Below are 26,684 nucleotides of genomic sequence, written 5' to 3' on the forward strand. Positions count from 1 at the left end.
CTTTCCCGCATAATTCCTTCCTGACTTCGTGGAAGCTGCCGTGGACGATCGCCAATTGCTGGCCAAACTCGCTGCCGGTCGCCTGTCCGGCGACGCCCTGGCCCGTGAGCTGGGCCAGACCCGGGCGGCCATTTGGAAGCGTATTCAAGGACTTAGGGCCGCCGGTGTGGACATCGAGGGCCGTGCTGGCGAAGGCTATGGCCTGACCCGTCCGGTCGACCTGCTGGACCCGGACGCGATCCGCGCCGGCTTGCCTGCCGACGTCCAGACCCTGCTGCACGAGCTGCAGGTGGCCTGGACGGTGGACTCGACCAACGCCGAATTGCTGCGTTGCAGCGCGCCCCAGCGCGGGGTGAGCGTTCTGCTGGCCGAACGCCAGACCGGCGGCCGTGGCCGTCGCGGCCGTGCTTGGGCCTCGCCGCTGGCCGCGCATATCTACCTGTCGGTGCTGCGCCTGTACTCCGGTGGCCTCGGCCGCCTGGCCGGGCTGAGCCTGGTGGCCGGTATCGCCGTGGCCGAAGCGCTGCACGACCTGGGCTACACCCAGGCGCAGCTGAAGTGGCCGAACGACCTGATCGTCGATGGCAAGCGCAAGCTGGTCGGCCTGCTCGCAGAAGGCGGTGGCGAGTACGCCGGCCCGGCGCGCGCGGTGATCGGCATCGGCATCAACACGCACATGCCGCCGTCGTTCGCCGAGCAGATCACCCAGCCGTGGGTAGACCTGGATACGCTGGCTGGCAAGCCGGTGGACCGCAACGTGGTCGTTGCTGCCGTGCTGACGCGGCTGCTGCCGGCGCTGGAAGAATTCGATCGCGAAGGCCTCGCTCCGTTCCTGCCGCGCTACGCCGCCTTCGACATGCTGGCCGGCCGCGAAGTGCGCGTGGAACTGGACGGGCAGTGGCAGCACGGCACCGCACTTGGCCTGGCCGATGACGGCGCGCTGCGCGTGCGCATTGATGGCCAGGAACGCCTGCTGCACGCCGGCGAAGTCAGCGTGAGGGCGGCATGAGCGATTGGTTGTTCGACCTCGGCAACTCGCGCTTCAAGTTCGCGCCGTTGCAGGGTGACCGCGCCGGCGACGTACAGGCCTGGGCGCACGGCGCCGAAGGCATGGCCGGGCAGCCGCCGCACAGCCTGCCCAGCGGCACCACCGCGTTCGTGGCCAGCGTGGCCGCACCGTCGCTGACCAGCGCCATGCTGGACCAGCTACAGCGCCGCTTCGAACACGTGCACGTGGTGCGCACCAGCGCCGAATGCGCGGGCGTGCGCATTGCCTATGCCAAGCCGGAAAAGTTCGGCGTCGACCGCTTCCTGGCCCTGCTGGCTGCGGCCAAGGCGCAGCGCCCGGTGCTGGTGGTCGGCGTGGGCACCGCACTGACGATTGATCTCCTTGACGCCAATGGCCAGCATCACGGCGGGCGCATTTCCGCGTCGCCCACCACCATGCGCGAAGCGCTGCACGCGCGTGCCGTGCAGTTGCCGGCCACCGGGGGTGACTACAGCGAGTTCGCCAACGACACCGCCGATGCGCTGGCCTCCGGCTGCGATGGCGCCGCCGTGGCGCTGATCGAACGCAGCGCGCAGCAGGCGCATGCGCTGCTGGGCGTGGCACCGTCGCTGCTGGTGCACGGTGGCGGCGCACCGGCGCTGATGCCGTTGCTGCCCGGCGCCGACTACCACCCCTCGCTGGTGCTGGATGGCCTCGCCCGCTGGGCGGTGCACCAGCCCGCAGGCTAGTATCCGCGCATGCTGACCCGTGCCCTGATCGTCGTACTGGCCATCCTCAATCTTGGCGTCGCCTGCTGGTGGCTGCTGCGCGATGCACCGCAACCGCCCGCGCCGCCGCCGCAACCGGCTGGCGTAGCCGAGCTGCGGTGGGTGCCCGGTGGCGTGGATGCCGCTGCGGCCGCCGAGGCCACTGCCGCCGCCCCGACCGCGCCGCTGGTGGAACGCGAACCGGCGGAGAAGACCGCTGTGGCTGCGACGCCTGCACCGGCCACGCCGGCCACGCCGGAAATTGCCAAGCCACAGGTGGCTGAGGCTACGCCGGTTGCTGCCGCTGCCAAGCCGGTAACGCCGCCTGCACCGGCCCCGGCGCCGGAAAAACCCGTAACCCCACCCGTGGCTGCCGAGCCGCCGCGCTGCATCGCGCTGGGCCCGTTCGCCGACCGCGCTGCTGCGACCAGTGCGCAAGGCAAGGCCGGCAACGTCATCAGTAAGGTGCGCCTGCGCGAACAGCCTGCTGCCAGCGGCAGCGCACGTTTCCGGGTGATGCTGCCGGCCGCCGCCAGCCGCGAAGAAGCCCAAGCCACGGTGAAGCGTATCGTCGCCGCCGGCCTGAGCGACTACTACATCATCAGCCAGGGCGAGGACATCAACGCCGTGGCGCTGGGCCAGTACCGCAACCGTGAAGGCGCCGAGCGCCGCATGGCGGCGGTGCAGGCCGCCGGCTTCCAGCCGCGCCTGGTCGCCAGTGGCGACGCCGGCCAGTGGTGGCTGGAAGGGCAGCTGGCGGCGGGCACGCAGCCGGCCCAGGCCCAGCAGCGCAGCGGGGCGGCACAGAGCCGGTCGCTGGAATGCACACGGTTGCGCTAGAATCCCCCCACCGCGGCGCTGCCGCCGGTGATCCAACCTTGCCGCTTTAGCTCAGTTGGTAGAGCAACTGTCTTGTAAACAGTAGGTCATCCGTTCGATTCGGATAAGCGGCACCATCTTCGATCCCTTGGCATCCGCACATGTCCACGGGGAACAATCAACCCGCTGAAATGGCGGGTTTTTTTGTGATTTTTTGTCCCCGGTTGTCCATGAGCATCCGCCTGCGTGGGGGGCAATTGGGGCGCACATACGGTAGTTGTAAGCTGAGTTTTATCTGTTGTTGAGCGCTGTTGAGGCAAGGAATGCAAAAAGATTGAAGTGCTCTGTCTCACTCCATTCTTCCGACTCGTGGTCCCATAAAAATACTTCAGAGGAGCATTTTTCTTCTGTCGACCGAAATCCGTAGTAATCGCCTGATCCGTTTTCAGAAAATATTATGTAGTTCTTTCGAATGGCTTGATTTGTTAGATTTTTCTTTTCCAATGGAAAGGCGCTACTAAGGCTAGGCGAGTAAACAATCCCGAAAGCAAAGTACCCGCTGCCATACTTGGTTGTGAACTGTTTGTATTCATCCGGCAATTGTGCGCCGATATTCGCCTCCAGCTGAGAAATTTCTTCTCTGCTGCTGGGTGAATCACTCTCCAATTGAAACCAGATAGGGTTCGTGCGCATTTTATTGGCAACAAGATTAGAGAATTCTTGAAAATTCATTTGTATCCCTCGGTTGTCTTGGATCGGCCTAGCGCCGTTGATCCTGTATCTTGTTCTCGCGCGCGGTAAAGCCAGTGCAGGTTTTTCTTGATTCACCCCCTGTAGGGCTAGGCAAATACAGCTTGCTGTTTAACCCTCCCGCCAGTTTGATCGAATCCGCCGTCTGGTGCCGCCCGGTACTGGCTGCAGTGGCGATGCAGCTCATAACGCAGCGCGCTTTGAGCTTCCCCAGCGGCGCGCTCTGGGTGCTAGTGCGTCGTGGCTGTGCGATAGTCAAGGGAGGTGCAATGTGCCTCGGTGCTCCATCACTGGAGAGGAGAATGCTGGCAAGCCCAGTTCCACCTGCCGTTCCTCGCCAGCGTTCACCCTTGTGCGGTCCGAGTCCAGTGCTCCTTGGAGCTCCAGCGCATACTCGGATCAGGCATCTGACGTCGACTAACGAATGGATGACGATCCAGGTAAGATCGATCTGCCTGATGGTCAGGTCATCAGCCGGAATGGCATCACCTGGCGGTTGACTCTGCGTAACCAAGATAAAGCGAAATGAAGGGGCAGGCTTGAGTCCGAGCAAGCTTCAGTTTAAATCGGCAGCCCTGACACACGTATCGGATTGCCCGTCGGGATTGAGCGATGCCTGTGGCGGCACACTGTTGGCTCGCTTTCTGCCAGAGGCGCTGGCGATCATCGTGCTGATAGCGACAAAGTCCGTCATAGGCAAGGCCGCAATCGCCTCCATCGCGTTCAGTATCTGTCTTTAGGTGCGGGGCAGGGCCAGGGAGCTCTGGTTGCAGCCATAGCGGGCGACTCGGCTCAACGACCAAGCCTGAGCGCCGTTGTGTCCCGGGCTAAGCATCCGGCGCACAGCTCGGCCGCTTCTTCTGCACCAAGGTGCCGCATCAATTTCAAACTTGTTGCATTCCATTGGCGCCCGAGTGGCTCTAGAGTTGCTATTTGCAGCGGGCTTGTCTCAGTGATTCGGGACGTAGACGCAAGAACACGCTACACGGATCCACTCGAGACCCTGCTGCGCAAGCTGCGGTCCTTCGCGGAAGGTGATCCGTGACCGTCACCTTCTTCCATTCTCACCGGACCCGTCCCATTGCCCAAAGGTTCGCGACAAGCCGCGTCTCCATCTGGCGCGCTGGATCGGCTGCCCCGTCTATCGTCGCTGCGCAGCAATGCAGGTCGCGATGATCCCCACCGATCCCGACTGAACGCGCCTAGCACGATTCGGGAACACAGAGACCAAAGATCGCGATGAGCTGCATCGACGACATCGAACGTGAAGTCGACAAGATCGAACTCAATAACGCAAAAGGCCGGCCAGTCATCAGGCTTGGCCTGATTGCCACGCTCTACTTTCGACATGGCTACCACCCTGCGGTAAGAAAGAGGATAGCGGCCTGCTTCAGCGATTTCCATGCGGAGTTCGGTGACGTCCTTCGCGCGATCGTATACCGGCGTCGTGGTCGGTTGACGCCCGGGAAATTGCAGAGCGCGCTGGAGCGATTCAGCGCGGAAGGGGAAGGTCGTGAGCTAAACATCAACAGTGCGAGGTCGGTGCATGAAGCGGAATCGCATTGCCTGCAGGTGCTGACAGAGCGTGAAGTATGTGAGTCCGTCAGCCGCTCATACATCAAAATGACAATGCCTTGGCAGATGCTGAAGAGCCAGGATGATGTTGACCGCTTTCAGGCATGGGTGATGCGACTAGCCGACCGCGTCGATGCTGAGCATGGCTATGCCGGTCTGTCTCCTGTGCTGCCTTACGACTTCGACAGTTGTTCACACCTGGAGTATGCGATCGCGCGGACGTATCCGGGCCTGGAGGCCGATACGCACGCCTATGCAGCTTCGCTCAAGCTGGCCGGCTTCATCAAAGGGATCAACTGGCTCACCCTCGTGAGTCGCCCTCTGCTGGAGAGGTTGGGCGGATTGGATCTGGTTCGAACCGATCTTTCGTCGCACGAAGGCATCCAATGCCTGGAGTATGCCGGTGGATTGGCGATCAGGGCGGGTGCGCGGCCCGAGCTTGGCTCAGAGACTGAGCCGCCTGTGAGATATGTAACTGTCAATCGGGTGATGAGGCCATTGCGCTCGCCGGACCAAGACGAACTGCAATCCTACTCTTTCGATGGCGAGGACCGTGACAAGGACCCATCAAGTCGCTGGTACGCAAGGTTTGACCAGAACTGATGCGGGAAGCGCCCACCATTGATTCGGTGGGATAGTTAGTCTCGAGACCTGCGCGCCGACGCACCCTGCAAAAAGGTAGGCGGCGCCGTTCTTTCTCGATACGGGTGCAACGCTGGTAGCTTCGCATCGCATCTTCTCACCCTGTGACTTGGAGCTGGGTGATCCTCGTTTGCAGCTCTCATTGGATGCTGCCCGCGATCCACTAGAAGCATTTTCGCTTGTTCCTCTGGGTAAAGTCGAAGTTGATAGGTAACAATTCAGATGATGCAGGTAGCCACAAGTCTAGGCGGGCTGCAGGAGGCGTCTTGATTTGCCTGGTTGCGTTGCTTTTATTGCTGTTTGCCAGCTGGCTGATGGTGCGGCAGATGGCTTCCGATGCCGGGAAAGAGCTGCGCAGTGCCGACAGCCAGAATGGCAGCTGCGTGCTCAAGACCTATACGCGGCGCTACAGTGCCGCCGGACTCGGAGGGCGCATCGCATCGCTGTTCGGCAGCAGCTACTACTACAGGGTGTACAGCCGCGACGGGCGATTGCTGGCCACCTCGGAGTGGACACTGTGGGAGCGCGAGTTTGGGGATATGGATGCTCACTGGATCAATCGAACTGCGATGTACCCCGGCCAAGACGGCTGGGCGGGTTGGAGGTTGCCGCAATGCGACTGATAAGAACGCAGGGTATTGCGTGTTTGTGTGAGGTGATCAGAGCGAGTAAACGCTGATCCCGGTAACGCGTTCTCGCTTCCGTTCTTGCCAAGTTCTCCAGTCTGGCGTGCGGCCAGCGACCTGAATTTTCCTGCGGGCTGCTGTTGCGGTGGAATTGCCCACCAAGCTTCTGAGGAGCGTAGCTTTTAGGCTGCGGCCAGTAGCGTAGGTAGTTAACTTGTCTGCTGGCTAGAGGCGGCAAGGGTGTGCAGCAGCGCGATATCGAGAGGGCCAGGAGATTGCGCATGCCCTGTGAGTATCAAATTAGCTGTAGGTGAAACGACTCAATACCGAAGTACTGGAGCTGTCCCATCATGGCCATCAAGAAGAAGATAGAACTCAAAGCATTTGATGTGGCCGAGCACCTTCAGACACCGGAGGAGATGGCGGCCTATCTCGATGCCTGCATCGAAGAAAGCGATGGCGATTCTGCGTTCATTGCCAAGGCGCTCGGCGACATCGCGCGCGCTCAAGGGATGAGCAAGGTCGCACGAGCGGCGGGCCTCTCGCGTGAGAGTCTGTATCGCGCACTGTCGGGCGAGCGCAGCCCTGATTTCGCGACCATCCTCAAAGTCACCCGTGCCTTGGGTGTTCGCCTGCATGCCAGCGCAGCATAAGCACATGCGCCGATCTTGATGCGTCGGCGCGCCGCCGGTCGCAAAGGTGGTGGAACGAACATGAAAAACCGCCTTTCGGCGGTTTTTCGTCCCGAGCCGGTGAGTCAATTCAATGACGCAGCAAAGGAGGAGTCGTTGGGCCATTCTGGTTCGAAGCAGCTCGTGTGTCACGCGGCGCATCGATGCATTGCTTGTCAACCGTTGCCAGCTCAAGACGTCAGGCGCGAACAGGCTCAATCAAACTGGATGATGCGGATCAACCCCTTGGTCGACGATCCATCTCCGAAGGCGGCCAACGTGCCACAGGGGAATACCTCTTTCGCACCGTCATGGTTGACGAATGAGATCGCGCAGTGTGCCCGCGTGCCAGGCGTGATCCGGGTGATGGCACGGTCATTCAGCACGAAGCTCTACCACATGAGTTCGGGGCTTATCGAAAGCGCCATGGGGCGCGCGGTGGAGTCGATCATCTCTGCAACAGCGCCGCCGCGCGAATCTACTTCGTTCAGCTGCAGCTCAACGAGAACAGGTTTCAGGTTTGGATAGGGTGTGCTCATCCCAGGAGCGGGTCTGCCTGATTCGATAGCCGGGGTAGTGACGCGCTGAACCTGTACGTTGGGGATCCCACTGTTCTGTATTGCGGCCAAGCGGTATTGATGAAGGGCGACATCGCAATCTTCCATGAAGGACGGTCGGGTCCGCGCGGCATCATGCCATGTGATCGCCCTGCTGCACCGCCGCGAGTGGTGTCACACAGCTCTGGCTAGACTGTGCTTCTTTTTCCCCACCGCAGGAGGCACCCATGGCCCATCCCATTTCCGTATCCCTGATTGGCGTTCCCACCGATGTCGGTGCGGGCCATCGCGGTGCACGGCTGGGGCCGGAAGCGCTGCGCGTGGCGGGCCTGCCGGAGGCGCTGGAGGCGCGCGGCGTGGACGTGCGCGACCTGGGCAACCTGGACGGCCCGCGCAACCCGTGGACCGCCCCGGTCGAGGGTTACCGCCACCTGGATGAAGTGGTGGCGTGGAACCATGCACTGATGGAAGCCAGCTACGCCGAACTGCAGGCTGGCCGCATGCCGATCATGCTCGGTGGCGACCACTGCCTGGGCATTGGTTCGATCACCGCCGTGGCGCGCTGGTGCCGCGAACAGGGCAAGACCCTGCGCGTGCTGTGGCTGGATGCCCATTCGGATTTCAACACCAGCGACGTGACCCCGTCGGGCAACATCCACGGCATGCCGGTGGCCTGCCTGTGCGGCCTCGGCCCGGATGCGTTGACCCGCCTCGGCGGCACCGTGCCAGCGATCACCCCGGCGCAGATGCACCAGATCGGCATCCGTTCGGTGGACCCGGACGAGAAGCGCCTCATCAAGACCCACAAGGTGGATGTCTATGACATGCGCTACATCGACGAGAACGGCATGAAGCGCGCGGTGGAAGCCGCACTGGCCGGCATCGACGAGAACACCCACCTGCATGTCAGTTTCGATGTGGACTTCCTGGACCCGAGCATCGCGCCGGGCGTGGGCACCACTGTGCCGGGCGGGGTGAACTACCGCGAGGCGCAGCTGGTGATGGAGATGATCGCCGACACCGGGCGCATGGGTTCGCTGGACATCGTCGAGCTCAACCCCTTGCTGGACAAGCAGAATGCCACCGCCGAACTGGCCGTGGACCTGGTCGAAAGCCTGTTCGGCAAGTCCACCCTGATGCGTGACTGACGGCGCCGCCTGAACGGATCTGTGATCCGTTCACGCCCGCTCCACGCCACTGCCGCCAGATTGCACTTCACGCGGCGGTGGTGGGCGTTGGCCTTCTCCCGCCGAGCGAAACAATCCCATCCGCGAATGAAGCGGTGTAGCGGCAAACCCAAGGAGAAGCCCATGAAGCGCGTAGTTGCCCTGATGCTGTTGTCGATGTTCTCGGTGGCCCTGCTGGCCGGCTGCAACACCATTGCCGGTGCCGGCAAGGACGTGCAGAAGGCGGGCGAGAAGGTCGAGGACACCGCGAAGGGCCGTTGAGCCCTGCACGGAACGGAAAGAGAAAAGGCCGGGGATTTCCCCGGCCTTTTTTGTGCGTGCTTTTCGCTGCGTGCTGTCGAAGCGGAGTGAACCATTCAAGCAGGTGAGCATCTATTTCATTGCTGGTTGACCGGTATTCAACAGCCGCTGCGCGAAGCTGGAGCCACGGTAAGAACGCCGTTGCAACCAAGGACTCCCAGCAATGAACAAAGACATCATTTCCGGCAAGTGGTCGCAGCTGAAGGGCAAGGCCCAGGCCAAGTGGGGCGATCTGACCAACGACGACTTCGATGTGGCCGAAGGCAATGCCGAGTATCTGGCCGGTCGCCTGCAGGAACGTTATGGCTGGGCCAAGGACCGCGCGGAGAAGGAAGTGCGTGAGTTCCAGGACGCCGTGAGCAAGGACTACCCGGACTACAAGTAAGCACTTCGGTTTCCCCCACAACACAACGCCCGCACCGAGAGGTTGCGGGCGTTGTGTTGTCTGGGCGGGACGATCAGCGCGCCGGCGGGTCCGGCACATAGCGGTTCGGGAACGCCTGCGGCTCGCGCGGCAGGCGCGAGGGCGAATCCACCAGGATGCCGCGTGCGCGCAGGTTGCGGGCGCTGTCGTAACGCAGCTGCAGTACCTGTGCGGGGCTGCGGCTGGCGCGTTCGAAGTCGGTATCGCGCACCGAAGACTGCTCGCGAGCACCGTGGCCGGTGCCCAGCGCTGGCGCCTGCGACTTGCTGGAATAGCCCTCGATGCGGCTGCTGCTCGCGCTGGCATCGGCCGACGCTTCCGCCGCCGGGGCTGGCAGCGGCAGGCCACGGCGCAGGATCGGTTGCGGGTACCAGCGGCGCGCTTCCTCGAACACCGCCACGCCCACCACGCCGATGTTGTCCGGGCGGCCGGTGCGGCTGGCATAACTGCCGCTGGGGCTGCTGAACACGAACTGCGCCACTTCGTCCTGGCTCTTGCGCCAGCCGGTGATGTCGGCGCGCTGGCCGGGATTGAGCACGTAGCCGGTCTGCGAGGGATCGGCATCTTCGCCGGAGATGGCGTTGACGCCGTCCACCGACAGCACCACCAGCACCCGGCGCGGGCTGTCGTTGTACAGGCGCACGGCGTAGCGGTGGCCGCGCTCGCCGGCCACCCAGCGCTGGCCCTCGGCGGGGTAGCTGCGCAGTTCGGTGCCGCGGTTGCGGTCGACCAGGGCCATGCGCACGGGGCCGCCCTCGTACACCGGCGGCGGCATCGGGGCCGGGCGGAAGCCGGCCAGGGGCAGGATCAGCAGCAGGGGCAGCAGGCGTTTCATCGGGCGTCTCCAGCGGGGTTGCGTGAATGAACGCGCCGCAGGCCCTGACGGGGTTGGTGGCGTGCAAGGTAAACTGGCCCCGTTCATCGAAGGTTACCCCACGCAGTCATGACGACCCGAGTCCTTACCGGCATCACCCCCTCCGGCACGCCCCACCTGGGCAACTACGTTGGCGCCATCCGTCCGGCCATCGCGGCCAGCCGCGCGCCGGGGATCGAGAGCTTCTTCTTCCTGGCCGACCTGCACAGCCTGATCAAGTCGCAGGACCCGCAGCGCACCCAGCGCGCGACCCTGGAGATCGCAGCCAGCTGGCTGGCCTGCGGGCTGGACCCGGAACACGTGTGGTTCTACCGCCAGAGCGACATCCGCGAGACCACCGAGCTGATGTGGTTCCTGACCGCCATCGCCAGCAAGGGCATCCTCAACCGCGCGCATGCCTACAAGGCGGCCGTGGACAAGAACCGCGAGGAAGGCGTGGACGAGGATGCAGGCGTCAGCGCCGGCCTGTTCATGTACCCGGTGCTGATGGCCGCCGACATCCTGATCTTCAGGGCCAACCAGGTGCCGGTGGGCCGCGACCAGATCCAGCACATCGAGATGGCGCGCGACTTCGCCCAGCGCTTCAACCATGTGTACGGCAAGGAGTACTTCCCGCTGCCGGACGTGGTGATCGACGAGCAGGTGGCGACGCTGGCGGGCCTGGATGGCCGCAAGATGAGCAAGAGCTACCACAACACCATTCCGCTGTTCGTGCCGCGCGAGGAGCTGAAGAAGCTGGTGTTCTCGATCCTGACCGACTCGCGCGCACCCGGCGAGCCGAAGGACACCGAGGGCTCGGCGCTGTTCCAGATGTACCAGGCGTTCGCCACCCCGGAACAGACCGCGGAATTCGCCAAGGCGTTCGCCGCCGGCATCAGCTGGGGCGATGCCAAGCAGCAGCTGTTCGAGCGCATCGACAGCGAGCTGTCGCCGCTGCGCGAGCGCTACAACGCGCTGATGGCCGAGCCGGAGAAGATCGAAGCGCTGCTCAAGCGCCGTGGCCAGCAGCTGCGCGAGCAGCTGGCGGCACCGCTGCTGGACGAGCTGCGCCACGCGGTGGGCCTGCGTGATCTGTCCAGCGCGGGCGATATCGCCAGCGAGGATGCCGGCGTGGCCCGCGTGGCACCGCCGCTGTTCAAGCAGTACCGCGAAAAGGATGGCCGCTTCTACTTCAAGCTGACCGCTGGTGACGGCACCTTGCTGATCCAGAGCGAAGGTTTCGATTCGCCGCGCGATGCGGGCCAGCTGATCGCGGTGATCAAGCAGGCCGAGCAGGGTGACCAGCTGCAGAGCGAGCTGTTCAAGCTGGAAGCGGAAGTGGATGTAGTGCTGGCCGCGCTGGCGGCGCTGCGAGCCGACTGATCGGTAGATGCCGACCTTGGTCGGCGCCGTTGAAGGGCGGATGCCGGCCAGCGGCCGGCACTACCCGTGAACGAAGGTCATGGCATGATGTCCGCGCGCCTCCGGCGCGATGACATGGAGTCTGCGATGGCCTGGTTGTCGCTGCTGCTGTTCCTGCCCTGGTTCCTGCTGCTGGGCAGCCTGTACTGGCTGTTCCCGCGCCAGCCGCGCACCGCGCGGCGGCGCCTGTTCGACAGCACCACCCTGGTGCTCGCATTCGCGCTGAGCATCGTGTCGATGCTGTGGGGCTACCGCATTGGCGTGGTGCAGCCGGGCGCCGGCCCGATCTGGCCGCAGGTGCTGGCGGTGCTGTACGCCTACGGCGCGTTCCTGGCGGTGCTGGTGTTGGCCCTGTTGCTGCGGCCGCGGTTCGCATTGCGCTCCGGCTGATCGGTAGTGCCGGCCGCTGGCCGGCACATACATTCTCCTGGCTATCCCGAGGTTGCCGGCCAGCGGCCGGCACTACCCGACCAAAGCCGCATCGAACCCGGGCCGCCTGCGCGCCTACCATGGGGGTCTGTTCCCGATCCTGCCAGGTGCGTGCCGATGACCGCCGACCCCAGCATCCACACCATCGATACCGGCTTCCAGCGCCCGGATTTCGACGCGGCGTACCTGATCGTTGAAAACGGCCGCGCTGCGTTCGTCGACTGCGGTACCGGCCTGTCGGTGCCGGCGATGCTGCAGGCGCTGGCGGAGGCCGGCCTGGGCGTGGAGGCGGTGGACTGGCTGCTGCTCACCCACGTGCATCTGGATCATGCAGGCGGTGCAGGCCTGCTGATGCAGCAGTTGCCGAATGCGAAGGCGGTGCTGCACCCGCGCGGTGCGCCGCACATGATCGATCCGACCCGCCTGATTGCGGGTGCCACGGCGGTATATGGCGCCGAAGAGATCGCGCGCAGCTATGGCCGCATCGAGGCGATTCCGGAGCACCGTGTGGTGGTGGCCGAAGACGGCCACCGCATCGATCTGGCCGGCCGCGAGCTGGTGCTGCTGCATACCCCGGGCCACGCGCTGCACCACTACTGCGTGTGGGATGCGCGCAGCCGCAGCTGGTTCACCGGCGATACGTTCGGTATCTCCTACCGTGAGCTGGACAGTGCGCAGGGTGCTTTCATCTTCCCCACCTCATCGCCGGTGCAGTTCGATCCGGAGGCGATGAAGGCCTCGATCCGGCGCATGCTCGATTACGCGCCGCAAGCGATGTACCTGACCCACTACGGTCGTGTGGAACAGGTGGAGAAACTGGCCGACGACCTGTTCGAGCAGATCGATGCGATGGCCGCCATCGGCCGCCAGTGCGATGGCCGACCGGACCGCCACCGCTGCCTGCTGGCTGCGCTGCAGGCGCTGTACCTGGAACGCGCACAGCTGCATGGCTGTGCGCTGGACGATGCCGCGGTGACTGCAGTGCTGGCGATGGACATCGAACTCAACGCGCAGGGCCTGGCGTGCTGGCTGGATCGCATCAGCAAGTAGATCCACGCCATGCGTGGATGACGTGGGCCCAGGCTGCGCCGTGATGTCACGACCACGTTACACTCTGGTGACTTCCAAGCTAGCCGTGGTACTGCCGTGAATCCGATGCGCGTGTTGCTGCTGTCGTCCTGCCTGTTCGTCGGTGGCCTGGCCCATGCGGCCAACGACCTGCCGGGTGGCGGTATCGATCCGCAGGCACTATCGCGCCACGTGCATGTGCTGGCGTCGGATGAATTCGAGGGCCGCGCGCCGGCCACCGAGGGCGAAGAGCGCACGGTGCAGTACCTGATCGAGCAGTTCCGCAGCTACGGCCTGCAGCCGGGTGGCGTGGATGGCAGCTGGGTGCAGCCGGTGCCGCTGGTGCGCGCACAGCTGGAGGGCGCGGCCAAGGCCAGCCTGTCGCTGAAGCAGGGCAAGCGCGCGCTGGCCAACGGCGTGGACGTGACCCTGCAGAGCCTGCAGCCGCGTAAGCGCGTGCAGATCAAGGATGCGCCGCTGGTGTTCGTCGGCTACGGCATCGACGCGCCGGAACGCCAGTGGAACGACTACAAGGACGTGGACCTGCACGGCAAGATCGCCGTCGTGCTGATCAACGACGCCGATTTCGAAGCCGATGCGCCGGGCGCGTTCGACGGCAAGGCGGTGACCTACTACGGCCGCTGGACCTACAAGTTCGAGGAAGCCGCGCGCCGTGGCGCCGAGGGCGTGCTGATCGTGCACGAGACCGCACCGGCCGCCTATGGCTGGGCCACGGTGAAGAGCTCGGGTACCTCGCCGCTGTTCGACATCGAGCGCGGCCAGGCCGAGGCGATGGCGCAGCACACCCCGCTGCGTGGCTGGATGCAGCGCGAACTGGCCGAGGCGATCTTCGCCGACGCCGGCCTCGACTTCGATGCCGAGAAGCGCAAGGCGATGCGCGCCGACTTCCGTCCGGTGGCGCTGGATAACGCGAAGCTGAGCGTTGATTTCGCGCTGAAGCGCGAGCAGGTGGTGACCCGCAACGTGGTGGCCAAGCTGCCCGGTGGTGAACACGCCGACGAGGCGGTGATCTTCTCCGCGCACTGGGATGCCTTCGGCATCGGCCAGCCGGACGCCAAGGGTGACCGCATCCGCCGCGGTGCGATCGACAACGCCACCGGTGTGGCCACCGTGCTGGAACTGGGCCGCGTGTTCGCCGCCGGCCCGCAGCCGCAGCGCACGCTGTACTTCGTGGCCCTGACCGCCGAAGAGAAGGGCCTGCTGGGTGCCAGCTACTACGCCGCGCACCCGCTGGCGCCGCTGGACAAGACCGCTGCAGTGCTGAACATCGAAATGTTCAGCCCGGATGGCGCGACCCGTGACATCGCGTCGTGGGGCAAGGGCCGGGTCTCACTGGAGGGTGACCTGGAGCGCGTGGCCAAGGTCCGCGGCCGCAGCTACAGCCCGGACCCGAACCTGGAAGCCGGCTTCTTCTACCGTGCCGACCATTTCGCCTTCGCCCGCCTGGGCGTGCCGGCGATCACCATCGGCCCGGGCCTGGACAAGCTGGACGGTGGCGTTGAAGCCGGCCGCGCGCTGCGCGAGAAGTACTTCGCCGACTGCTACCACCAGGCCTGCGATGCGTGGACGCCGAGCTGGGACCCGAGTGGCCACGCCGCCGACACCCTGCTGGTCTACGACCTGGGAGCCGAGCTGGCCAACAGCCGCCGCTGGCCGACGTGGGAAAAGGAATCGGAGTTCCGCGGCGCGCGCGACAAGAGCGAAGCGGCCCGCCGTTGAGGTAGTGCCGGCCGCTGGCCGGCAACTCCCTGCTCTTTCTGGAGGTTCATGAGGTTGCCGGCCAGCGGCCGGCACTACCGAAAGAGGTGGCGTTGCCGGCCAGCGGCCGGCACGCCCGGGTATTCGTCAGCGCCGGCGCAGCAGCGTCCACGCACCCCAGCCACTGGCGGCGAGCGCTGCCAGATAGCACGCCACCATCGTGCGCAGTCCAACCGGCGACCCTGCATTGATGCCGCGATGCAGGCGCAGCTGCAGCGAGCTGTGGCCGCTGCCCAGGTCCACCGCCAGCTGCAGCGCCAGCGCGGCGCAGAACACCAGCAGGGCAATCCCGAATCCGATGCGCGGCCACGCGGCCTGTGCGCTGGGGCGGCGCAGCAGCCAGGCCAATGCCGTGGCTGTGGCCAGCGTCGCCGCGATCCACATCAACGGCGTGGCGGGAGACGCAGCGGCCACCGGCATTGCACCGGTGGCCGCGATCAGGGCAACGCGCTTACTTGCGGGTGCCGTCGAGCCAGTTCGGGCCCTTGTTGGTGAGGAAGAACACATAGACCACCAACGATACCGCGATCGTCGCGGTCACGTAGATGGCGAACCAGTCGACGTGGCCGGTCTTCAGCGCGCCCTGGTACAGCAGTGGGGCGGTGCCGCCGAACAGCGAGTTGGCCAGTGCGTAACCCAGGCCCACGCCCAGTGCGCGCACATGGGTGGGGAACAGCTCGGCCTTCACCACCGCGTTGATGGAGGTGTAGCCGGTGAGGATGACGAACGCCATGGCCAGGGTCAGGAAGGCCAGGGTGGCGTCATGCTGGTGCGGCAGCTGGGTGATCAGGTACCAGCTGTACAGCACGCCGCCGACGCCGAAGAACACCAGCAGGGTCTTGCGCCCGATGATGTCCGACAGCCAGCCACCGACCGGCTGCAGCACCATCAGGAACGCCAGCACGCCCAGGTTGATCAGGGTGCCGGTCATCGGATCGTTGCCGGCGAAGGCGCTCTGGATCATCTTCGGGCCGTTCACCGAGTAGGTGTAGAAGGCCACGGTGCCGCCGGCGGTGATCAGGAAGCACAGCAGCAGCGGCCGCCACTGGTGCACGAACAGTTCGTACATCGAGCCGGACTTCTGCGCCTTGCCCTCGCGTGCGGCCTCGATGGACGACTCCGACAGCGACTCGTCCATGCCACGACGCAGCCAGAACACCACCACTGCGGCGATGCCACCGATGCCGAAGGCGATGCGCCAGCCCCACTCGGAGATTTCCGGCTTGCCCCAGAAGGTCAGCATCAGCAGTAGCGTCAGCTGGGCCAGCACATGACCACCGACCAGGGTGACGTAGTGGAAGGACGACAGGAAGCCGCGGCGGCCGGGAATGGCGGCCTCGGACATGTAGGTGGCGCTGGCACCATATTCGCCACCGGTGGCGAAGCCCTGCAGCAGGCGCGCGAACAGCAGGATCACCGCGGCCCAGATGCCGATGCTGGCGGCGGTGGGGGTGATGGCGATCAGGAACGAACACAGCGCCATCAGCGTGACCGAGACGGTCAGCGCAAGGCGGCGGCCATGGCGGTCGGCGAAGCGGCCGAAGAACCAGGCACCGATCGGGCGCATCAGGAAGGTCGCCGCGAAGATCGCCCACACGTACATCGTGGAGTTCTTGTCGTCGGGCGAGAAGAACTGCGATTCGAAGTACACGGCGAACACCGAGTACACGTAGACGTCGTACCACTCCACCAGGTTGCCGGCGGAGCCTTTGAGGGTGTTGGAGATCGACCGCCGCAGGGCGGCGCGGTCGTTCGCGGGGACAGCAGGTTGGGACGTGGTGCTCATCTGGGTGGGAATCCTCGATGCGGCGCGTCCGTGCGCAGGGAAAACGGCGCCCGGCCTTGGGGCGGCGCGGCCGGGCAGCCCTCTTGGTACTGCATCGACCGTCAACACGGGGTAGCAGACCAGAGCAGGGTGCATGGATGGATGACAGCGTGCCACCGTATGGGGTCCCGGACCATACTCAAAACGTCCTAGAATCCGCCTTCCCCCGGCTCCCTGGTGTGTCATGTCGGCTCCCCCCTCTTCGTCTGCGGCTGCCCCCCGGGGTGGCCTTGTCGCGCTGGCACTGCTGCTGGTCTACGTGGTCTGGGGCTCGACCTACCTGGGCATCGCCAAGGCCCTGCACGGCGGCGCACTGCCGCTGACGATGGTCTCCGGCAGCCGCTTCATCATTGCCGGTGGCCTGATGTTCCTGGCCTTGCGCCTGTTCTGGAAGATGCCGAACCCGACCCTGCGGCAGTGGCGCAACCTGGTCATCATGGGCGTGACCATGCTGGTGCTGGGCAACGGCATGGTGGTGCTGGCCGAGCGCGAGGTGTCCTCGGGCCTGGCCGCCACCGCAGTGGCCTCGGTGCCGCTGTGGATGGCGCTGTTCTCGGCGCTGCGTGGCCAGCACGCCAGCAAGGGCGAATGGCTGGGCATCGCCATCGGTTTCCTGGGCGTGGTCTGGCTCAACGCCGGCAGCAGCCTGACGGCCTCGCCGACCGGGCTGGTGCTGCTGCTGATCGCGCCGATCGGCTGGGCCTTCGGTTCGGTGTGGGCGCGTGGGCTGGACCTGCCGGGCCCGTTCATGACCGCTGCCGGGCAGATGGTCTGCGGTGGCGTGCTGCTGGTGCTGATCGGCCTGGCGGTAGGCGAGCGCCCGACCACGCTGCCCGATACCGGTGGCCTGCTGGCGATGGCCTACCTGTGCGTGTTCGGCTCCATCGTCGCGTTCACCGCCTACGTGTGGCTGCTGCAGAACGTGCGCCCCGCGCTGGCGGGCAGCTACGCGTACGTCAATCCGGTGATCGCGGTGCTGCTGGGCGCACTGCTCAACGGTGAACGGTTCGGCTGGCGCGACCTGTTGGCGATGGTGGTGATTCTTCTGGGTGTGGTGGTGCTGACGATGGCAAGGACGAGAAAGAAATGAGCATGGATGAGAAAGAACAACGCCGGGGCCTGCTGGTCACTGCGTCCACCTTCGTGATCTGGGGCCTGGTCCCGGTGTACTGGCACCTGCTCAACGAGGTGCCCTCGTTCCAGATCATCGCCCACCGCATCATCTGGAGCACCGTGCTGGTGCTGGGCTGGCTGCTGATCAGCTCGCGCCTGGGCTGGTGGCAGAAGATCGCCGCACAGCCGCGCGCGCTGCCGATCCTGCTGGTGTCGAGCCTGACCATCGCCTTCAACTGGGGCCTGTACATCTGGGCGGTCAACGCCGGCCATGTCATCGAGACCAGCCTGGGCTACTTCATCAACCCGCTGGTGAACGTGCTGCTGGGCGTGCTGGTGCTGAAGGAACGCCTGCGCCGCCTGCAGTGGGTGGCGGTGGCGATGGCGGCGGTGGGCGTGGCCTGGCTGACCATCGACGCCGGCACACCACCGTGGATCGCGCTGGGCCTGGCCTGTTCGTTCGGCCTGTATGGCCTGCTGCGCAAGCTGGTTTCGGTCGACCCGGTGGCCGGCTTGGGCGTGGAAAGCATGTACCTGTTCCTGCCGGCGCTGGCCTTCGCGATCTGGGCCGAGAATGGCCACGGTGGCGCGTTCTTCCATGGCTGGGGCTGGCGCAACGACCTGCTGCTGATCTTCGGCGGCGCAGTCACCGCCGTGCCGCTGATCGGCTTCGCCTACGGCGTGAAGCGCATTCCGCTGTCGCTGGTCGGCATCCTGCAGTACATCGCGCCGAGCCTGCAGCTGCTGCTGGGTGTGTTCTTCTTCCACGAAGCGTTCGACACCGCCAAGGCGATCGGCTTTGCCGCGATCTGGGCCGGCCTGGTGCTGTTCGTCGGCGACAACATCCGCACGATGCGCGCCAAGCGCTAGCGCCGCGTCCGCTCGGCTGACACGTGTGCACAAAAAAGAGCGGCGCCCCGAGGGGCGCCGCTCTGCTTCCATCCACAGCCAGGAGAGAGTTGGCTGTGACGGGAACGCGGTTGCAGGCTTAGAAGCGCTGCTGGTACTTCATGTACATGAAGCGGCCGATGTCGAAGCCACCGTAGTAGGTGAAGCTGCTGTTCGGCTGGCTGTACATGATCGGACCCTGGTGGTCGAAGACGTTGTTCACGCCCAGCGACACGGTGCCGTCCCACGGCAGGCTGTAACGCACCTGCAGGTCGTGGAAGGTGTTGGAGCCTACCTTGTTGGTCGGCGATGCACTGGTGTACGACGAACTGAAGCCCGGCAGGTTGCACTCGTCCATGTACGAGCACTTCTCCTTCATGCTGGAGTAGTAGCGCGCGGTCCAGCCGATGCCGAGGTCGCCGTACTGCCAATCCAGGTTGAAGGTCGAGCGGACGCGGAAGTCGCCGCCCCAGCTGGTGCGCTGCTCCACCGGCGTGGTCGCGGCGTTGTCGTTGCGCTGCTTCAGGTAGTCGGTGTAGGTGGTGTTCCAGTTGACGGCGAACTGGCCGAACGTGGTTTCCGGCAGGCGGTAACGCACGTTGATGTCATAGCCGGCGGTTTCGCGGAAACCGGCATTGACCAGCGAGCGGTCCAGGCTGTTGACCTGGCCGTTGCTGCCACGGGTGAAGCGACCACAGGCGGCGTCCGAACCTTGCACATAGCACTGCTCGAGAATGCTGTTGGTGGTCTCGGAGACGATGGCGTTGTTGATGCGGATCTTCCACCAGTCGAGGCTGACATCCAGGCCGGCCACGAAGTCCGGGCTGTACACCAGGCCCACGGTCCAGGTCTTGGCGGTTTCCGGCTTCAGCGCCGCGTTGGAACCCGAGTTGAAGTCGACGGTCGACTGCTGGCCCGGCTTGGTGGCAACGGTGCCATCGCTGTTGAGCTGGCGGAAGTTGGCCGGCACCTTCAGCGCCTGGCAACGGGCAGCAACGGTCGGGCTGGTGGCCGCGGTACCGAACGAGGTATCGCACGGATCGGTGAACGAATCGCGGGTGCTGACGGTACCGCCGTACAGGTCATCCACGGTGGGCGCACGGAAGCCGGTGCCATAGGTTGCGCGGACCAGCAGGCTGTCGATCGGCTTCCACTTCAGGCCGAACTTGCTGTTGGTGGTCGAGCCGAAGTTGTTGTAATCCGAGTAGCGACCGGCCACGTCCAGCGACAGTTCGCGCGCGAACGGCAGATCGGCCAGCAGCGGCACCTGCAGCTCCAGGTAGACCTCGTTGAGCGAGTAGTCGCCACGGGTCGGCTGGCCGCTGGTGCCGGTAATCTCACCCTTCTGCACCCGCATGTCCGGCGTGTAGCTGGCTTCTTCGCTGCGGTGCTCGAAGCCCATCGCGCCCATGATGTCGCCGGCCGGCAGGGTGAACAGCGAACCGGAGATGTTGGCGCTGGCCACCTTGGTGGTGCTCTTCATCTTGTCGACGAAGCGGGCGAACAGGTAGTCCTGTACGTCCTGGTTGCTCAGCGAGCCCGGGCCGGTATAACCCATCGGCGCAGCCGGGTTCCACGGCACGCAGCCGGCGATCACCGCACCCGGTGAGCCGCAGCGGGCCACGTTGCCATCCATGAAGGACGGGCCGACGGCCTGGTTGACGTGCGGCTGGTACATGCTGCCGGTACCGATGCGCTCGCCTTCATTGCGGTTGTACATGTAGCTGACGTTCCAGTCCCAGTACCGCGAACCGGTTTCGAAGCTGCCTTCCAGGCCGATGCTGGCGCGCTTGGTCTCCAGATTGTTCTCGGTGCCGCGCGGCAGCTCCTCGGAGCGGTGCGCGAACAGCACATCCTGGCCCCACAGGTTGAACGTGCTGTCCTTGGACAGGGCGGCACGGCTGCCGTTGCGCGCCTGGGCGGCGCTGACCGAGTACGGGTAGCCGGCCAGCTGCTTGGTCGATTCGCGCTTGCTGTACAGCGCGTCGGCGACGATGCGCAGGTCGTCGGTGATCGAGAAGCCGCCGTTGGCGAACACCGAGGTGCGCTCCAGGCCGGTCAGCAGGCTCATGTTGGTCTTGCTGTTGGCACCATCGGCCGGATCCGGCGCGTGGAAGTTGCCCTTCTGGCTCGGATCGCCGCCCGGGCCCACGGTCAGGTTCTTGCCACCGACGGTGACGTAGCCCCACGGGGTGTTGCCGTTCAGGTTGTCGGTCGGGTGGCGCGGGCCGTTGGGATAGCGGCTGAACTCGCGATCCTTGCCCAGCACTTCGTCTTCCTTGGTGCGCTCAGCACCCACGGTGAACCAGCCGCGGTCGAAGGTCTTGCCGAAGGTGGCGCTGTAGGAGCGCTTCTGGCCGTCGCCTTCACCGTACTGGCCGACGTAGACGCTGGCTTCGCCACCGTCGAAGTTCTTGCGGGTAATGATGTTGACCACGCCGGCGATGGCGTCCGAGCCGTACAGCGCGGACGCGCCATCGGTCAGCACTTCCACGCGCTCGACGATGGCCGACGGAATCGAGGCCAGGTCGGAGTAGCCGCCGGCGCTGACGCCCATGCGGCGGCCGTCGATCAGCACCAGGCTGCGTTCCGGGCCGAGGTTGCGCAGGCTGACGTACATGCCGCCGAAGTCGCGCGAGGAGGTCAGCGAAGACGCGCGGCTCATGCTCGGCGAACCAGCAGCGGGAATGTCCTGCAGGATGTCGGCGACGTTGACGTAGCCCTTCTTCTCGATCTCGGCGCGGTTGAGCGCGATCACCGGCTGTGCGGTCTCGACACTGGCCTGGCGGATGCGCGAGCCGGTGATTTCGATGCGGTCGAGGGTGGTGGTGGCGTCGCCGGTGCTCTGTGCGAAGGCGGGGGTGGTGCAGCTGGCGGCCAGCGCGATGACGATCGCGTTGCGCAGCGGATTGGTTTTCAGGGACATCCGTGAAATCTCGTGTTTCAGTAAAAACAAGCGCCCGTTCTATGGGCGCGTGGGGTGCTGCAAACCAACGTGGGGGGCGCGATTCTAGAATGTTTCCATTCGTAACTGTTTGTCTCTGCGCCACGGATGTGCGCGAAAATGAATCGCAACCAACAATCCACAGATGCGCTGTGCGCAGCGTCACGCGCGCTGCGTTTGCGATGGGCAGAGGCATCGATAGCGGCGGATTTCCCGCAATCTGTAGCAGTGCGTGTGCGCAGGCATCCATCCACGCATGGCGTGGATCTACTGGACGTACTGGTTCATCACCCGGCCTGGCTGCATCGCCCTGAGTAGATCCACGCCATTCGCGGATGACGCGCAAGAAAAAGGGACGGAGCGTTCGCTCCGTCCCCTGCGCAATGCGCGTTGTATCGCTGCGTGATGCTCAGGTTTCGCGCAACGCCGTGGTGATGGGCAACCGCGCCGCGCGCAGCGCCGGGAACAGGCCGCCGACCAGGCCGATGCCCAGCGCCCATTTCAGGCCGGTCCACAGCAGTTCCGGCGACACATGGAACTTGAACACCACTGCGCTGAAGTTGCTGCCGATGGTGGACACGCTGTAGCCATTGAACAGCAGCCATGCCACCGCGCACCCCAGCAGGCCGCCGAGCAGTGCCAGCAGCATCGTCTCCAGCATCACCGCCGTCACCACCGGCAGGCCGCGGAAGCCGATCGCGCGCATGGTGGCGATCTCGCGCGCACGCGTGGCGACCGCCGCGTACATGGTGTTGAGCGCGCCGAACACCGCACCGACCGCCATGATGGTGCCGATCACCTTGCCGAGGATGTCGATCAGCTTGGTCAGCCCGCCGCCCTGCTTGCTGTAGTAGACGCGGGTGGTTTCCACGTCCAGTTTCAGGCGCGGGTCGGCGGCGACGGCGGCCTTGAACTGCTCGAAGCCGGCCTTGCCATCGGTGCGCACGCTGATCGACTGCCACGCACTGCGCTGGTAGGTGGTGGCCAGCGTATCGGCGTCGGTCCACAGTTCCGAGTCATGCGCATCGCCGGTGGCGAACACACCCACCACGGTCCAGGTCTGGTTGCCCAGGGTCAGCGTCTTGCCAACGTCCAGATCGCGGAACTGGCCCTTGGCGCCCTGGCCGACCACGATCTCGCGCAGGCCGGTGGCGAACGTGCGGCCTTCGACGATCTTGACCTTGTCATGCACCGCCCACGCCTGCGGGCCGACGCCGCGGAACTGCGCGTTGACGTCGGTGCCGTCGGACTTCGATACCAGGTTGACCACCTGCGACAGCTCCGGCGACAGCAGCGGCCGGCCTTCGGCATCGCGAGTGATGCCGGGCAGAGTGGACAGCGTCGGCACCTGTTCGCGGGTGATGACCGAGTTGGTTTCGGCCTGCGAGCCGCCGCGCAGCACGATGGCAGTGGTGTCATCGCCGGTGTTGTTGAGCGTGGCCTGGAAGCCTTCGCCCATCGCCAGCATCGCCACCAGCACGCCGACCACGCCAGCGATGCCGACCACGATCACCGAGGACGCGCCCCAGCGCTGCGGCAGGCTGGCCACGCCGATGCGGGTGGCGGCCAGTGCCAGTCGCCCACCGCGGGTCAGCAGCAGCCACAGTGCCACCAGCACGGCCACGGCCAGCACGCCGATCCACGGCAGGCTGATCCACAGCACCAGGCCGATCACCAGCAGCAGCACCGTCACGCCGTTGCCCAGCCACTTCTTGAGTTTGCTCTTGAACATGTCTGCGTTCTCCTCAGCGGCCGGCCAGTGCGTCGACGATCTTCAGGCGCTTGGCACGCAGCGCGGGCAGCAGGCCGACAATGGTGCCGATCAGCAGCACCAGGGCGACGCCCAGCAGCCAAGTATTCCACGGCACATGCGCGGGCAGCACGCCGCCGAAGTTCGCGGCCACCACCGGCAGCACCAGCGAGGCCAGCACCATGCCGAGCAGGCCGCCAAGGCCCACCAGCAGCACCGACTCGATCATCACCAGCGACAGCACGGTGCCATCCTTGAAGCCCAGCGTCTTCAGCGTGGCCAGTTCGGGCACGCGCTCGCGCACCGCCTGCGCCATGGTGTTGCCGGTCAACAGCAGCAGGGTGAAGAACACCGCACCCATGATCGACGTAACGATCATGCCGATGTCCGCGAACTGCTTGACGAAGGCCTGCTGGAACGCCGATTCGGTCTGTGTCTTGGTCTCGTGGTCGGAGTTGGCAGAGATCGCATCGATGGCCTGCGCCACCCGCGAGGACTGGTCAGGGTTGTCCAGCGTCACCGTGTACCAGCTCACCTGGTTCTTGATGTAGTCGTTGGATTCGTCGAAGTACTTCCAGTTCATCATCAACTGGCGTTCTTCGTTGCCCGCCTGTGTGCGGTCCTTCGAGCGGAAGATGCCCTTCAGCTCCAGCGGCCAGTCATTGCTGCCGCCACGCGGGAAGATGGTTGCCTGCAGCGGGATGGTGTCGCCGATCTTCCAGCCGAACTGCTTGGCCAGCGTTTCGCCGACGATGGCGCCGGTGCGGGTCTGCTTCCAGTCTTCCAGCTGCGCCGGATCGATCTGCAGTTCACGGTAGACGTCGAAGTAGTTGGGTGACACCGAGAAGTTGGGGAAGAAGTTCTTCGGGTCCTGGTAGATGCCGCCGAACCACATGCCGTAGGCCACGTCGCGCACGCCGGCCACCTGCCGCACCTGCGCTTCCAGGCGGATCGGCAGCGATTGGGTGATCGACAGTCGTGAGGCCACCACCAGCCGATTGGCGCCCTCCACGCTGCCGCCGGAATTGAACGCCACGCGTACCGAATCGAGCATGCCGAACAGCAGAAAGGCGACCACCACCGAAAGCAGGGTCAACAACGTGCGGGTACGGCTGCGGAACAGCTGCGCCCATACCAACGAGAAATATTTCATCGCCGTGGCCTCCGTCAGTGGGCCAGCGGCGCGTCGGCCAGCTCGCCCTTGTCCAGGTGCACCGTGTGCGTGGCGTACTCGGCGGCCTTCGGGTCATGGGTGACCATGATGATGGTCTTGCCGTGCTCGCGGTTGAGCTGCTGCAGCAGGCCGAGGATTTCTTCGGCAGACTGGCGGTCGAGGTCGCCGGTCGGTTCGTCGCAGATCAGGAAAGTAGGGTCGGAGACGATCGCCCGCGCGATCGCCACGCGCTGCTGCTGGCCGCCGGACAGTTCATTCGGGCGGTGGCTGCGGCGGTCGGCCAGGCCGACCAGGGTCAGCGCGATCTCGGCGTTGCGCTTGCGCTGCGCCGCATTGAGATGGGTCAGCAGCAGTGGCAGTTCCACGTTCTTCTGCGCGGTCAGCATCGGCATCAGGTTGTAGAACTGGAACACGAAGCCGACGTGGTGGCTGCGCCAGGTCGACAGCTGGCCGCCGCTCATCTGGTCGATGCGCTCGCCTTCGATGCTGATCTCGCCGCCGCTGGGGTTGTCCAAGCCGCCGATCAGGTTGAGCAGGGTGGTCTTGCCCGAGCCGGACGGGCCCATCAGCGCGACGAAGTCGCCGCTGGCGATGTCCAGGTCGATGCCGTGCAGCACCTGCACCTTTTCGGGGCCGCGCTGGTAGGTCTTGGTGATGTTGCGCAATGAAACCAGGGTCGACATGGGTGGTTCTCCACGGAAGGCGGGAAACGGGGAAGCACCACGGCGGTGGCCGCAGGCATGCGTCGAGCGGTGTTGCCGGCAGCGCCCGCAGGCGCCAGGCCGTTACTGCGCTTGATTCTGTTGCACCTTGGCGCCATCGCGCAGGGTGTCGGGCGGGTTCACCACCACCGATTCACCCGCGCTCACGCCCTTGAGGATCTGGCGGTCCTTGCCCATCGCCTGGCCAGCCTCGACCGTGCGCTGCTGCACGCGGTTCTCATCACCCAGCACGAAGGCCACCGAGGCGCCCCCGCGCTGCACCACGGCGCCGCCCGGCACGCGCACGCCCTGCGGCTTGGCGGCCGCCTGCGGCTGCGCCTGTTCCAGGAAGCTGACCCGCACGCCCATCTCCGGCACGATGCGCGGGTCTTTCACCTTCAGCGCCACGCGCACCTTCACCGTGGCCTTGCCGCGGTCGGCGGTGGGGATGATGGCGATGACCTCGCCGGGAATCTTCCATTCCGGGTAGGCATTGAGCGTGGCTTCCACCGGCATCTTCGGCTGCACGCGGCCGATGAAGGCTTCGCCGACCTCGACTTCGATCTCCAGCGAGTCCATGTCGACGATGGTGCCGATGCCGGTGCGGGTGAAGCCGCCGCCGGCCGACAGCGGCGAAACGATTTCGCCGGGCTGCGCAGCCTTGGCGGTGACCACGCCGGAGAACGGCGCGCGCACGATGTTGTTGTCCACGCCCAGGTCGGCGATGGCCAGCTGGTCGTTGGCCACCTTGACGTTGCGCTGTGCGGTGTCCAGCTGTGCCCGCAGGCTGTCGCGCTGGGCCACCGCCTGGTCGTACTGCGAGCGCGACACCAGCTGCTGGCCGACCAGTGCCTGCAGGCGGCTGGCTTCGGCGGCGGCCTGCTTCTGCTGTGCCTCCAGACCGGCCACCTGGCTGCGTGCGGCCTGTAGCTGCGAGGCATACAGGCTGCGCTGCGCGTCGGCATCGATCGGGTCCAGCGTGGCCATGATCTGGCCCTGCTCCACGCGCATGCCTTCCTCGATCATCACCTCGCGAACCTTGCCAGTGATCTTGGCCGAGACCGTGGCCATGCGCCGCGCAACTACATAGCCGCTGGCGTCGAGCACCGAACTGCTGGCGTTGCCCTGCTGGATGGCCACCGCCGGCGCGGTTTCCACGTCCACCGCTGGCGTACGCCCGAACAGGGCGAAAGCGACAGCGGCCAGCAACAAGACGACCACGATGATCGCGATCCACAGCCAGCGGCGGCCACCACCACTGCCACTCCCTCCGGAGGCGGGCGGCGGGGACTTGCGGTCGATACGGAGTTCCTTCAACAGCTCGGCAGAAGCGTTCATTCGTTCCATCACAGGCGTTCGGGCGGGTGTGACCGGAAGGGCGGACGGCGGCGGTTCCGGCGGTGGAGCGTGCGGCACAGCATGAAGGCAGGCA

At 65.3% G+C, this 26,684-nt stretch carries 25 protein-coding genes and 1 tRNA gene; 17 read left to right on the forward strand and 9 right to left on the reverse strand.

What is annotated here, in order from left to right:
• Positions 1–40: 40 nt before the first annotated feature.
• The 4 genes from birA to ACZK4Z_RS01340 all read left to right on the forward strand — a co-directional run bounded on the left by birA (position 41) and on the right by ACZK4Z_RS01340 (position 2,711).
• The gene (gene birA / locus ACZK4Z_RS01325) at positions 41–1,009 is read left to right on the forward strand and encodes a bifunctional biotin--[acetyl-CoA-carboxylase] ligase/biotin operon repressor BirA (RefSeq protein WP_125895928.1); all 969 of its coding nucleotides are present in this window, start codon (positions 41–43) and stop codon (positions 1,007–1,009) included.
• Complete coding sequence (locus ACZK4Z_RS01330; RefSeq protein WP_012509777.1) at positions 1,006–1,737, forward strand: type III pantothenate kinase; 732 nt, start codon at positions 1,006–1,008, stop codon at positions 1,735–1,737. Before birA ends, ACZK4Z_RS01330 begins: the two co-directional genes overlap by 4 nt.
• 9 nt (positions 1,738–1,746) lie before the next feature.
• Positions 1,747–2,595 carry an SPOR domain-containing protein gene (locus ACZK4Z_RS01335; protein ID WP_125895927.1) on the forward strand — a complete coding sequence of 283 codons (849 nt, stop codon included), beginning with the start codon at positions 1,747–1,749 and terminating at the stop codon, positions 2,593–2,595.
• 40 nt (positions 2,596–2,635) lie between these two features.
• Positions 2,636–2,711 (forward strand) — tRNA-Thr (locus tag ACZK4Z_RS01340).
• A 154-nt stretch (positions 2,712–2,865) separates the two neighbouring features.
• Here ACZK4Z_RS01340 and ACZK4Z_RS01345 read toward each other — a convergent pair.
• Positions 2,866–3,306 carry an SMI1/KNR4 family protein gene (locus tag ACZK4Z_RS01345; RefSeq protein ID WP_125895926.1) on the reverse strand — a complete coding sequence of 147 codons (441 nt, stop codon included), beginning with the start codon at positions 3,304–3,306 and terminating at the stop codon, positions 2,866–2,868.
• A 1,257-nt stretch (positions 3,307–4,563) separates the two neighbouring features.
• Here ACZK4Z_RS01345 and ACZK4Z_RS01350 point away from each other — a divergent pair.
• The 7 genes from ACZK4Z_RS01350 (at position 4,564) to ACZK4Z_RS01380 (ending at position 9,267) form a co-directional block, all read left to right on the forward strand.
• Positions 4,564–5,502 carry a type VI immunity family protein gene (locus tag ACZK4Z_RS01350; protein WP_049399856.1) on the forward strand — a complete coding sequence of 313 codons (939 nt, stop codon included), beginning with the start codon at positions 4,564–4,566 and terminating at the stop codon, positions 5,500–5,502.
• Between the two features lie 305 nt (positions 5,503–5,807).
• A complete protein-coding gene (locus ACZK4Z_RS01355) occupies positions 5,808–6,164 on the forward strand; it encodes a hypothetical protein (RefSeq protein WP_125895925.1) in 357 nt (118 codons plus the stop codon).
• Between the two features lie 353 nt (positions 6,165–6,517).
• Positions 6,518–6,820 (forward strand): addiction module antidote protein, encoded by a 303-nt coding sequence (locus tag ACZK4Z_RS01360; protein ID WP_125895924.1) that lies wholly within the window; start codon positions 6,518–6,520, stop codon positions 6,818–6,820.
• 60 nt (positions 6,821–6,880) lie between these two features.
• Positions 6,881–7,366, forward strand: a complete 486-nt coding sequence (locus ACZK4Z_RS01365; RefSeq protein WP_185749984.1) for a hypothetical protein — start codon at positions 6,881–6,883, stop codon at positions 7,364–7,366.
• A 256-nt stretch (positions 7,367–7,622) separates the two neighbouring features.
• Positions 7,623–8,543 carry an arginase gene (rocF, locus tag ACZK4Z_RS01370; RefSeq protein ID WP_049462319.1) on the forward strand — a complete coding sequence of 307 codons (921 nt, stop codon included), beginning with the start codon at positions 7,623–7,625 and terminating at the stop codon, positions 8,541–8,543.
• Between the two features lie 162 nt (positions 8,544–8,705).
• Positions 8,706–8,843, forward strand: coding sequence for an entericidin A/B family lipoprotein (locus tag ACZK4Z_RS01375; protein ID WP_008266021.1), 138 nt, complete (start codon positions 8,706–8,708; stop codon positions 8,841–8,843).
• Positions 8,844–9,045: 202 nt separating this feature from the next.
• The gene (locus tag ACZK4Z_RS01380) at positions 9,046–9,267 is read left to right on the forward strand and encodes a CsbD family protein (RefSeq protein ID WP_004153772.1); all 222 of its coding nucleotides are present in this window, start codon (positions 9,046–9,048) and stop codon (positions 9,265–9,267) included.
• A 73-nt stretch (positions 9,268–9,340) separates the two neighbouring features.
• Here ACZK4Z_RS01380 and ACZK4Z_RS01385 read toward each other — a convergent pair whose 3' ends face one another.
• Positions 9,341–10,141 (reverse strand): hypothetical protein, encoded by an 801-nt coding sequence (locus ACZK4Z_RS01385; protein WP_478450312.1) that lies wholly within the window; start codon positions 10,139–10,141, stop codon positions 9,341–9,343.
• A 108-nt stretch (positions 10,142–10,249) separates the two neighbouring features.
• Here ACZK4Z_RS01385 and ACZK4Z_RS01390 point away from each other — a divergent pair, with 108 nt between their 5' ends.
• The 4 genes from ACZK4Z_RS01390 to ACZK4Z_RS01405 all read left to right on the forward strand — a co-directional run bounded on the left by ACZK4Z_RS01390 (position 10,250) and on the right by ACZK4Z_RS01405 (position 14,818).
• Positions 10,250–11,542, forward strand: coding sequence for a tryptophan--tRNA ligase (locus ACZK4Z_RS01390; RefSeq protein WP_125895967.1), 1,293 nt, complete (start codon positions 10,250–10,252; stop codon positions 11,540–11,542).
• Between the two features lie 126 nt (positions 11,543–11,668).
• Positions 11,669–11,971, forward strand: coding sequence for a hypothetical protein (locus ACZK4Z_RS01395; protein WP_065724234.1), 303 nt, complete (start codon positions 11,669–11,671; stop codon positions 11,969–11,971).
• 156 nt (positions 11,972–12,127) lie between these two features.
• Positions 12,128–13,060 carry an MBL fold metallo-hydrolase gene (locus ACZK4Z_RS01400; RefSeq protein WP_049462315.1) on the forward strand — a complete coding sequence of 311 codons (933 nt, stop codon included), beginning with the start codon at positions 12,128–12,130 and terminating at the stop codon, positions 13,058–13,060.
• 105 nt (positions 13,061–13,165) lie between these two features.
• On the forward strand, positions 13,166–14,818 hold the full coding sequence (locus ACZK4Z_RS01405) for a M28 family metallopeptidase (protein ID WP_125895969.1): 1,653 nt from the start codon (positions 13,166–13,168) through the stop codon (positions 14,816–14,818).
• Between the two features lie 126 nt (positions 14,819–14,944).
• Here the strand turns inward: ACZK4Z_RS01405 and ACZK4Z_RS01410 are convergent, their stop codons facing one another.
• Entirely contained in the window at positions 14,945–15,241 is a 297-nt protein-coding gene (locus ACZK4Z_RS01410; RefSeq protein ID WP_125894903.1) for a hypothetical protein, read from the reverse strand.
• 67 nt (positions 15,242–15,308) lie between these two features.
• Positions 15,309–16,643, reverse strand: a complete 1,335-nt coding sequence (locus tag ACZK4Z_RS01415; protein WP_010486964.1) for an MFS transporter — start codon at positions 16,641–16,643, stop codon at positions 15,309–15,311.
• A 223-nt stretch (positions 16,644–16,866) separates the two neighbouring features.
• Here ACZK4Z_RS01415 and yedA point away from each other — a divergent pair, with 223 nt between their 5' ends.
• Both yedA and rarD read left to right on the forward strand, forming a co-directional pair.
• Entirely contained in the window at positions 16,867–17,772 is a 906-nt protein-coding gene (gene yedA / locus ACZK4Z_RS01420) for a drug/metabolite exporter YedA (RefSeq protein WP_125894900.1), read from the forward strand.
• Positions 17,769–18,665: an EamA family transporter RarD gene (gene rarD, locus ACZK4Z_RS01425; protein ID WP_032128173.1), complete on the forward strand. Its 897-nt coding sequence runs from the start codon at positions 17,769–17,771 to the stop codon at positions 18,663–18,665. The genes yedA and rarD overlap by 4 nt, the downstream gene beginning before the upstream one ends.
• Before the next feature lie 118 nt (positions 18,666–18,783).
• Here the strand turns inward: rarD and ACZK4Z_RS01430 are convergent, their stop codons facing one another.
• The 5 genes from ACZK4Z_RS01430 to ACZK4Z_RS01450 form a co-directional block, all read right to left on the reverse strand.
• Complete coding sequence (locus ACZK4Z_RS01430; RefSeq protein ID WP_125894898.1) at positions 18,784–21,609, reverse strand: TonB-dependent receptor; 2,826 nt, start codon at positions 21,607–21,609, stop codon at positions 18,784–18,786.
• A gap of 427 nt (positions 21,610–22,036) precedes the next feature.
• The gene (locus ACZK4Z_RS01435) at positions 22,037–23,359 is read right to left on the reverse strand and encodes an ABC transporter permease (RefSeq protein ID WP_032128171.1); all 1,323 of its coding nucleotides are present in this window, start codon (positions 23,357–23,359) and stop codon (positions 22,037–22,039) included.
• Between the two features lie 13 nt (positions 23,360–23,372).
• On the reverse strand, positions 23,373–24,530 hold the full coding sequence (locus ACZK4Z_RS01440) for an ABC transporter permease (protein ID WP_121505141.1): 1,158 nt from the start codon (positions 24,528–24,530) through the stop codon (positions 23,373–23,375).
• A gap of 14 nt (positions 24,531–24,544) precedes the next feature.
• The gene (locus ACZK4Z_RS01445; protein WP_049399872.1) at positions 24,545–25,234 is read right to left on the reverse strand and encodes an ABC transporter ATP-binding protein; all 690 of its coding nucleotides are present in this window, start codon (positions 25,232–25,234) and stop codon (positions 24,545–24,547) included.
• Positions 25,235–25,336: 102 nt separating this feature from the next.
• The gene (locus ACZK4Z_RS01450) at positions 25,337–26,590 is read right to left on the reverse strand and encodes an efflux RND transporter periplasmic adaptor subunit (RefSeq protein WP_125894896.1); all 1,254 of its coding nucleotides are present in this window, start codon (positions 26,588–26,590) and stop codon (positions 25,337–25,339) included.
• Between the last annotated feature and the right edge of the window lie 94 nt (positions 26,591–26,684).

The organism is Stenotrophomonas sp. 71799_Sma (assembly GCF_056482505.1).

Coding starts and splice junctions, on each gene's coding strand:
- ACZK4Z_RS01330 (WP_012509777.1), top strand. CDS start 1,006: ATGAGCGATTGGTTGTTCGACCTCGGCAACTCGCGCTTCAAGTTCGCG.
- ACZK4Z_RS01360 (WP_125895924.1), top strand. CDS start 6,518: ATGGCCATCAAGAAGAAGATAGAACTCAAAGCATTTGATGTGGCCGAG.
- ACZK4Z_RS01345 (WP_125895926.1), bottom strand. CDS start 3,306: ATGAATTTTCAAGAATTCTCTAATCTTGTTGCCAATAAAATGCGCACG.
- rarD (WP_032128173.1), top strand. CDS start 17,769: ATGAGCATGGATGAGAAAGAACAACGCCGGGGCCTGCTGGTCACTGCG.
- ACZK4Z_RS01450 (WP_125894896.1), bottom strand. CDS start 26,590: ATGAACGCTTCTGCCGAGCTGTTGAAGGAACTCCGTATCGACCGCAAG.
- ACZK4Z_RS01400 (WP_049462315.1), top strand. CDS start 12,128: ATGACCGCCGACCCCAGCATCCACACCATCGATACCGGCTTCCAGCGC.
- yedA (WP_125894900.1), top strand. CDS start 16,867: ATGTCGGCTCCCCCCTCTTCGTCTGCGGCTGCCCCCCGGGGTGGCCTT.
- ACZK4Z_RS01380 (WP_004153772.1), top strand. CDS start 9,046: ATGAACAAAGACATCATTTCCGGCAAGTGGTCGCAGCTGAAGGGCAAG.
- ACZK4Z_RS01375 (WP_008266021.1), top strand. CDS start 8,706: ATGAAGCGCGTAGTTGCCCTGATGCTGTTGTCGATGTTCTCGGTGGCC.
- ACZK4Z_RS01435 (WP_032128171.1), bottom strand. CDS start 23,359: ATGTTCAAGAGCAAACTCAAGAAGTGGCTGGGCAACGGCGTGACGGTG.
- ACZK4Z_RS01410 (WP_125894903.1), bottom strand. CDS start 15,241: ATGTGGATCGCGGCGACGCTGGCCACAGCCACGGCATTGGCCTGGCTG.
- ACZK4Z_RS01440 (WP_121505141.1), bottom strand. CDS start 24,530: ATGAAATATTTCTCGTTGGTATGGGCGCAGCTGTTCCGCAGCCGTACC.
- ACZK4Z_RS01405 (WP_125895969.1), top strand. CDS start 13,166: ATGCGCGTGTTGCTGCTGTCGTCCTGCCTGTTCGTCGGTGGCCTGGCC.
- ACZK4Z_RS01350 (WP_049399856.1), top strand. CDS start 4,564: ATGAGCTGCATCGACGACATCGAACGTGAAGTCGACAAGATCGAACTC.
- ACZK4Z_RS01365 (WP_185749984.1), top strand. CDS start 6,881: ATGAAAAACCGCCTTTCGGCGGTTTTTCGTCCCGAGCCGGTGAGTCAA.
- ACZK4Z_RS01445 (WP_049399872.1), bottom strand. CDS start 25,234: ATGTCGACCCTGGTTTCATTGCGCAACATCACCAAGACCTACCAGCGC.
- ACZK4Z_RS01395 (WP_065724234.1), top strand. CDS start 11,669: ATGGCCTGGTTGTCGCTGCTGCTGTTCCTGCCCTGGTTCCTGCTGCTG.
- ACZK4Z_RS01335 (WP_125895927.1), top strand. CDS start 1,747: ATGCTGACCCGTGCCCTGATCGTCGTACTGGCCATCCTCAATCTTGGC.
- ACZK4Z_RS01415 (WP_010486964.1), bottom strand. CDS start 16,643: ATGAGCACCACGTCCCAACCTGCTGTCCCCGCGAACGACCGCGCCGCC.
- rocF (WP_049462319.1), top strand. CDS start 7,623: ATGGCCCATCCCATTTCCGTATCCCTGATTGGCGTTCCCACCGATGTC.
- ACZK4Z_RS01430 (WP_125894898.1), bottom strand. CDS start 21,609: ATGTCCCTGAAAACCAATCCGCTGCGCAACGCGATCGTCATCGCGCTG.
- ACZK4Z_RS01385 (WP_478450312.1), bottom strand. CDS start 10,141: ATGAAACGCCTGCTGCCCCTGCTGCTGATCCTGCCCCTGGCCGGCTTC.
- ACZK4Z_RS01390 (WP_125895967.1), top strand. CDS start 10,250: ATGACGACCCGAGTCCTTACCGGCATCACCCCCTCCGGCACGCCCCAC.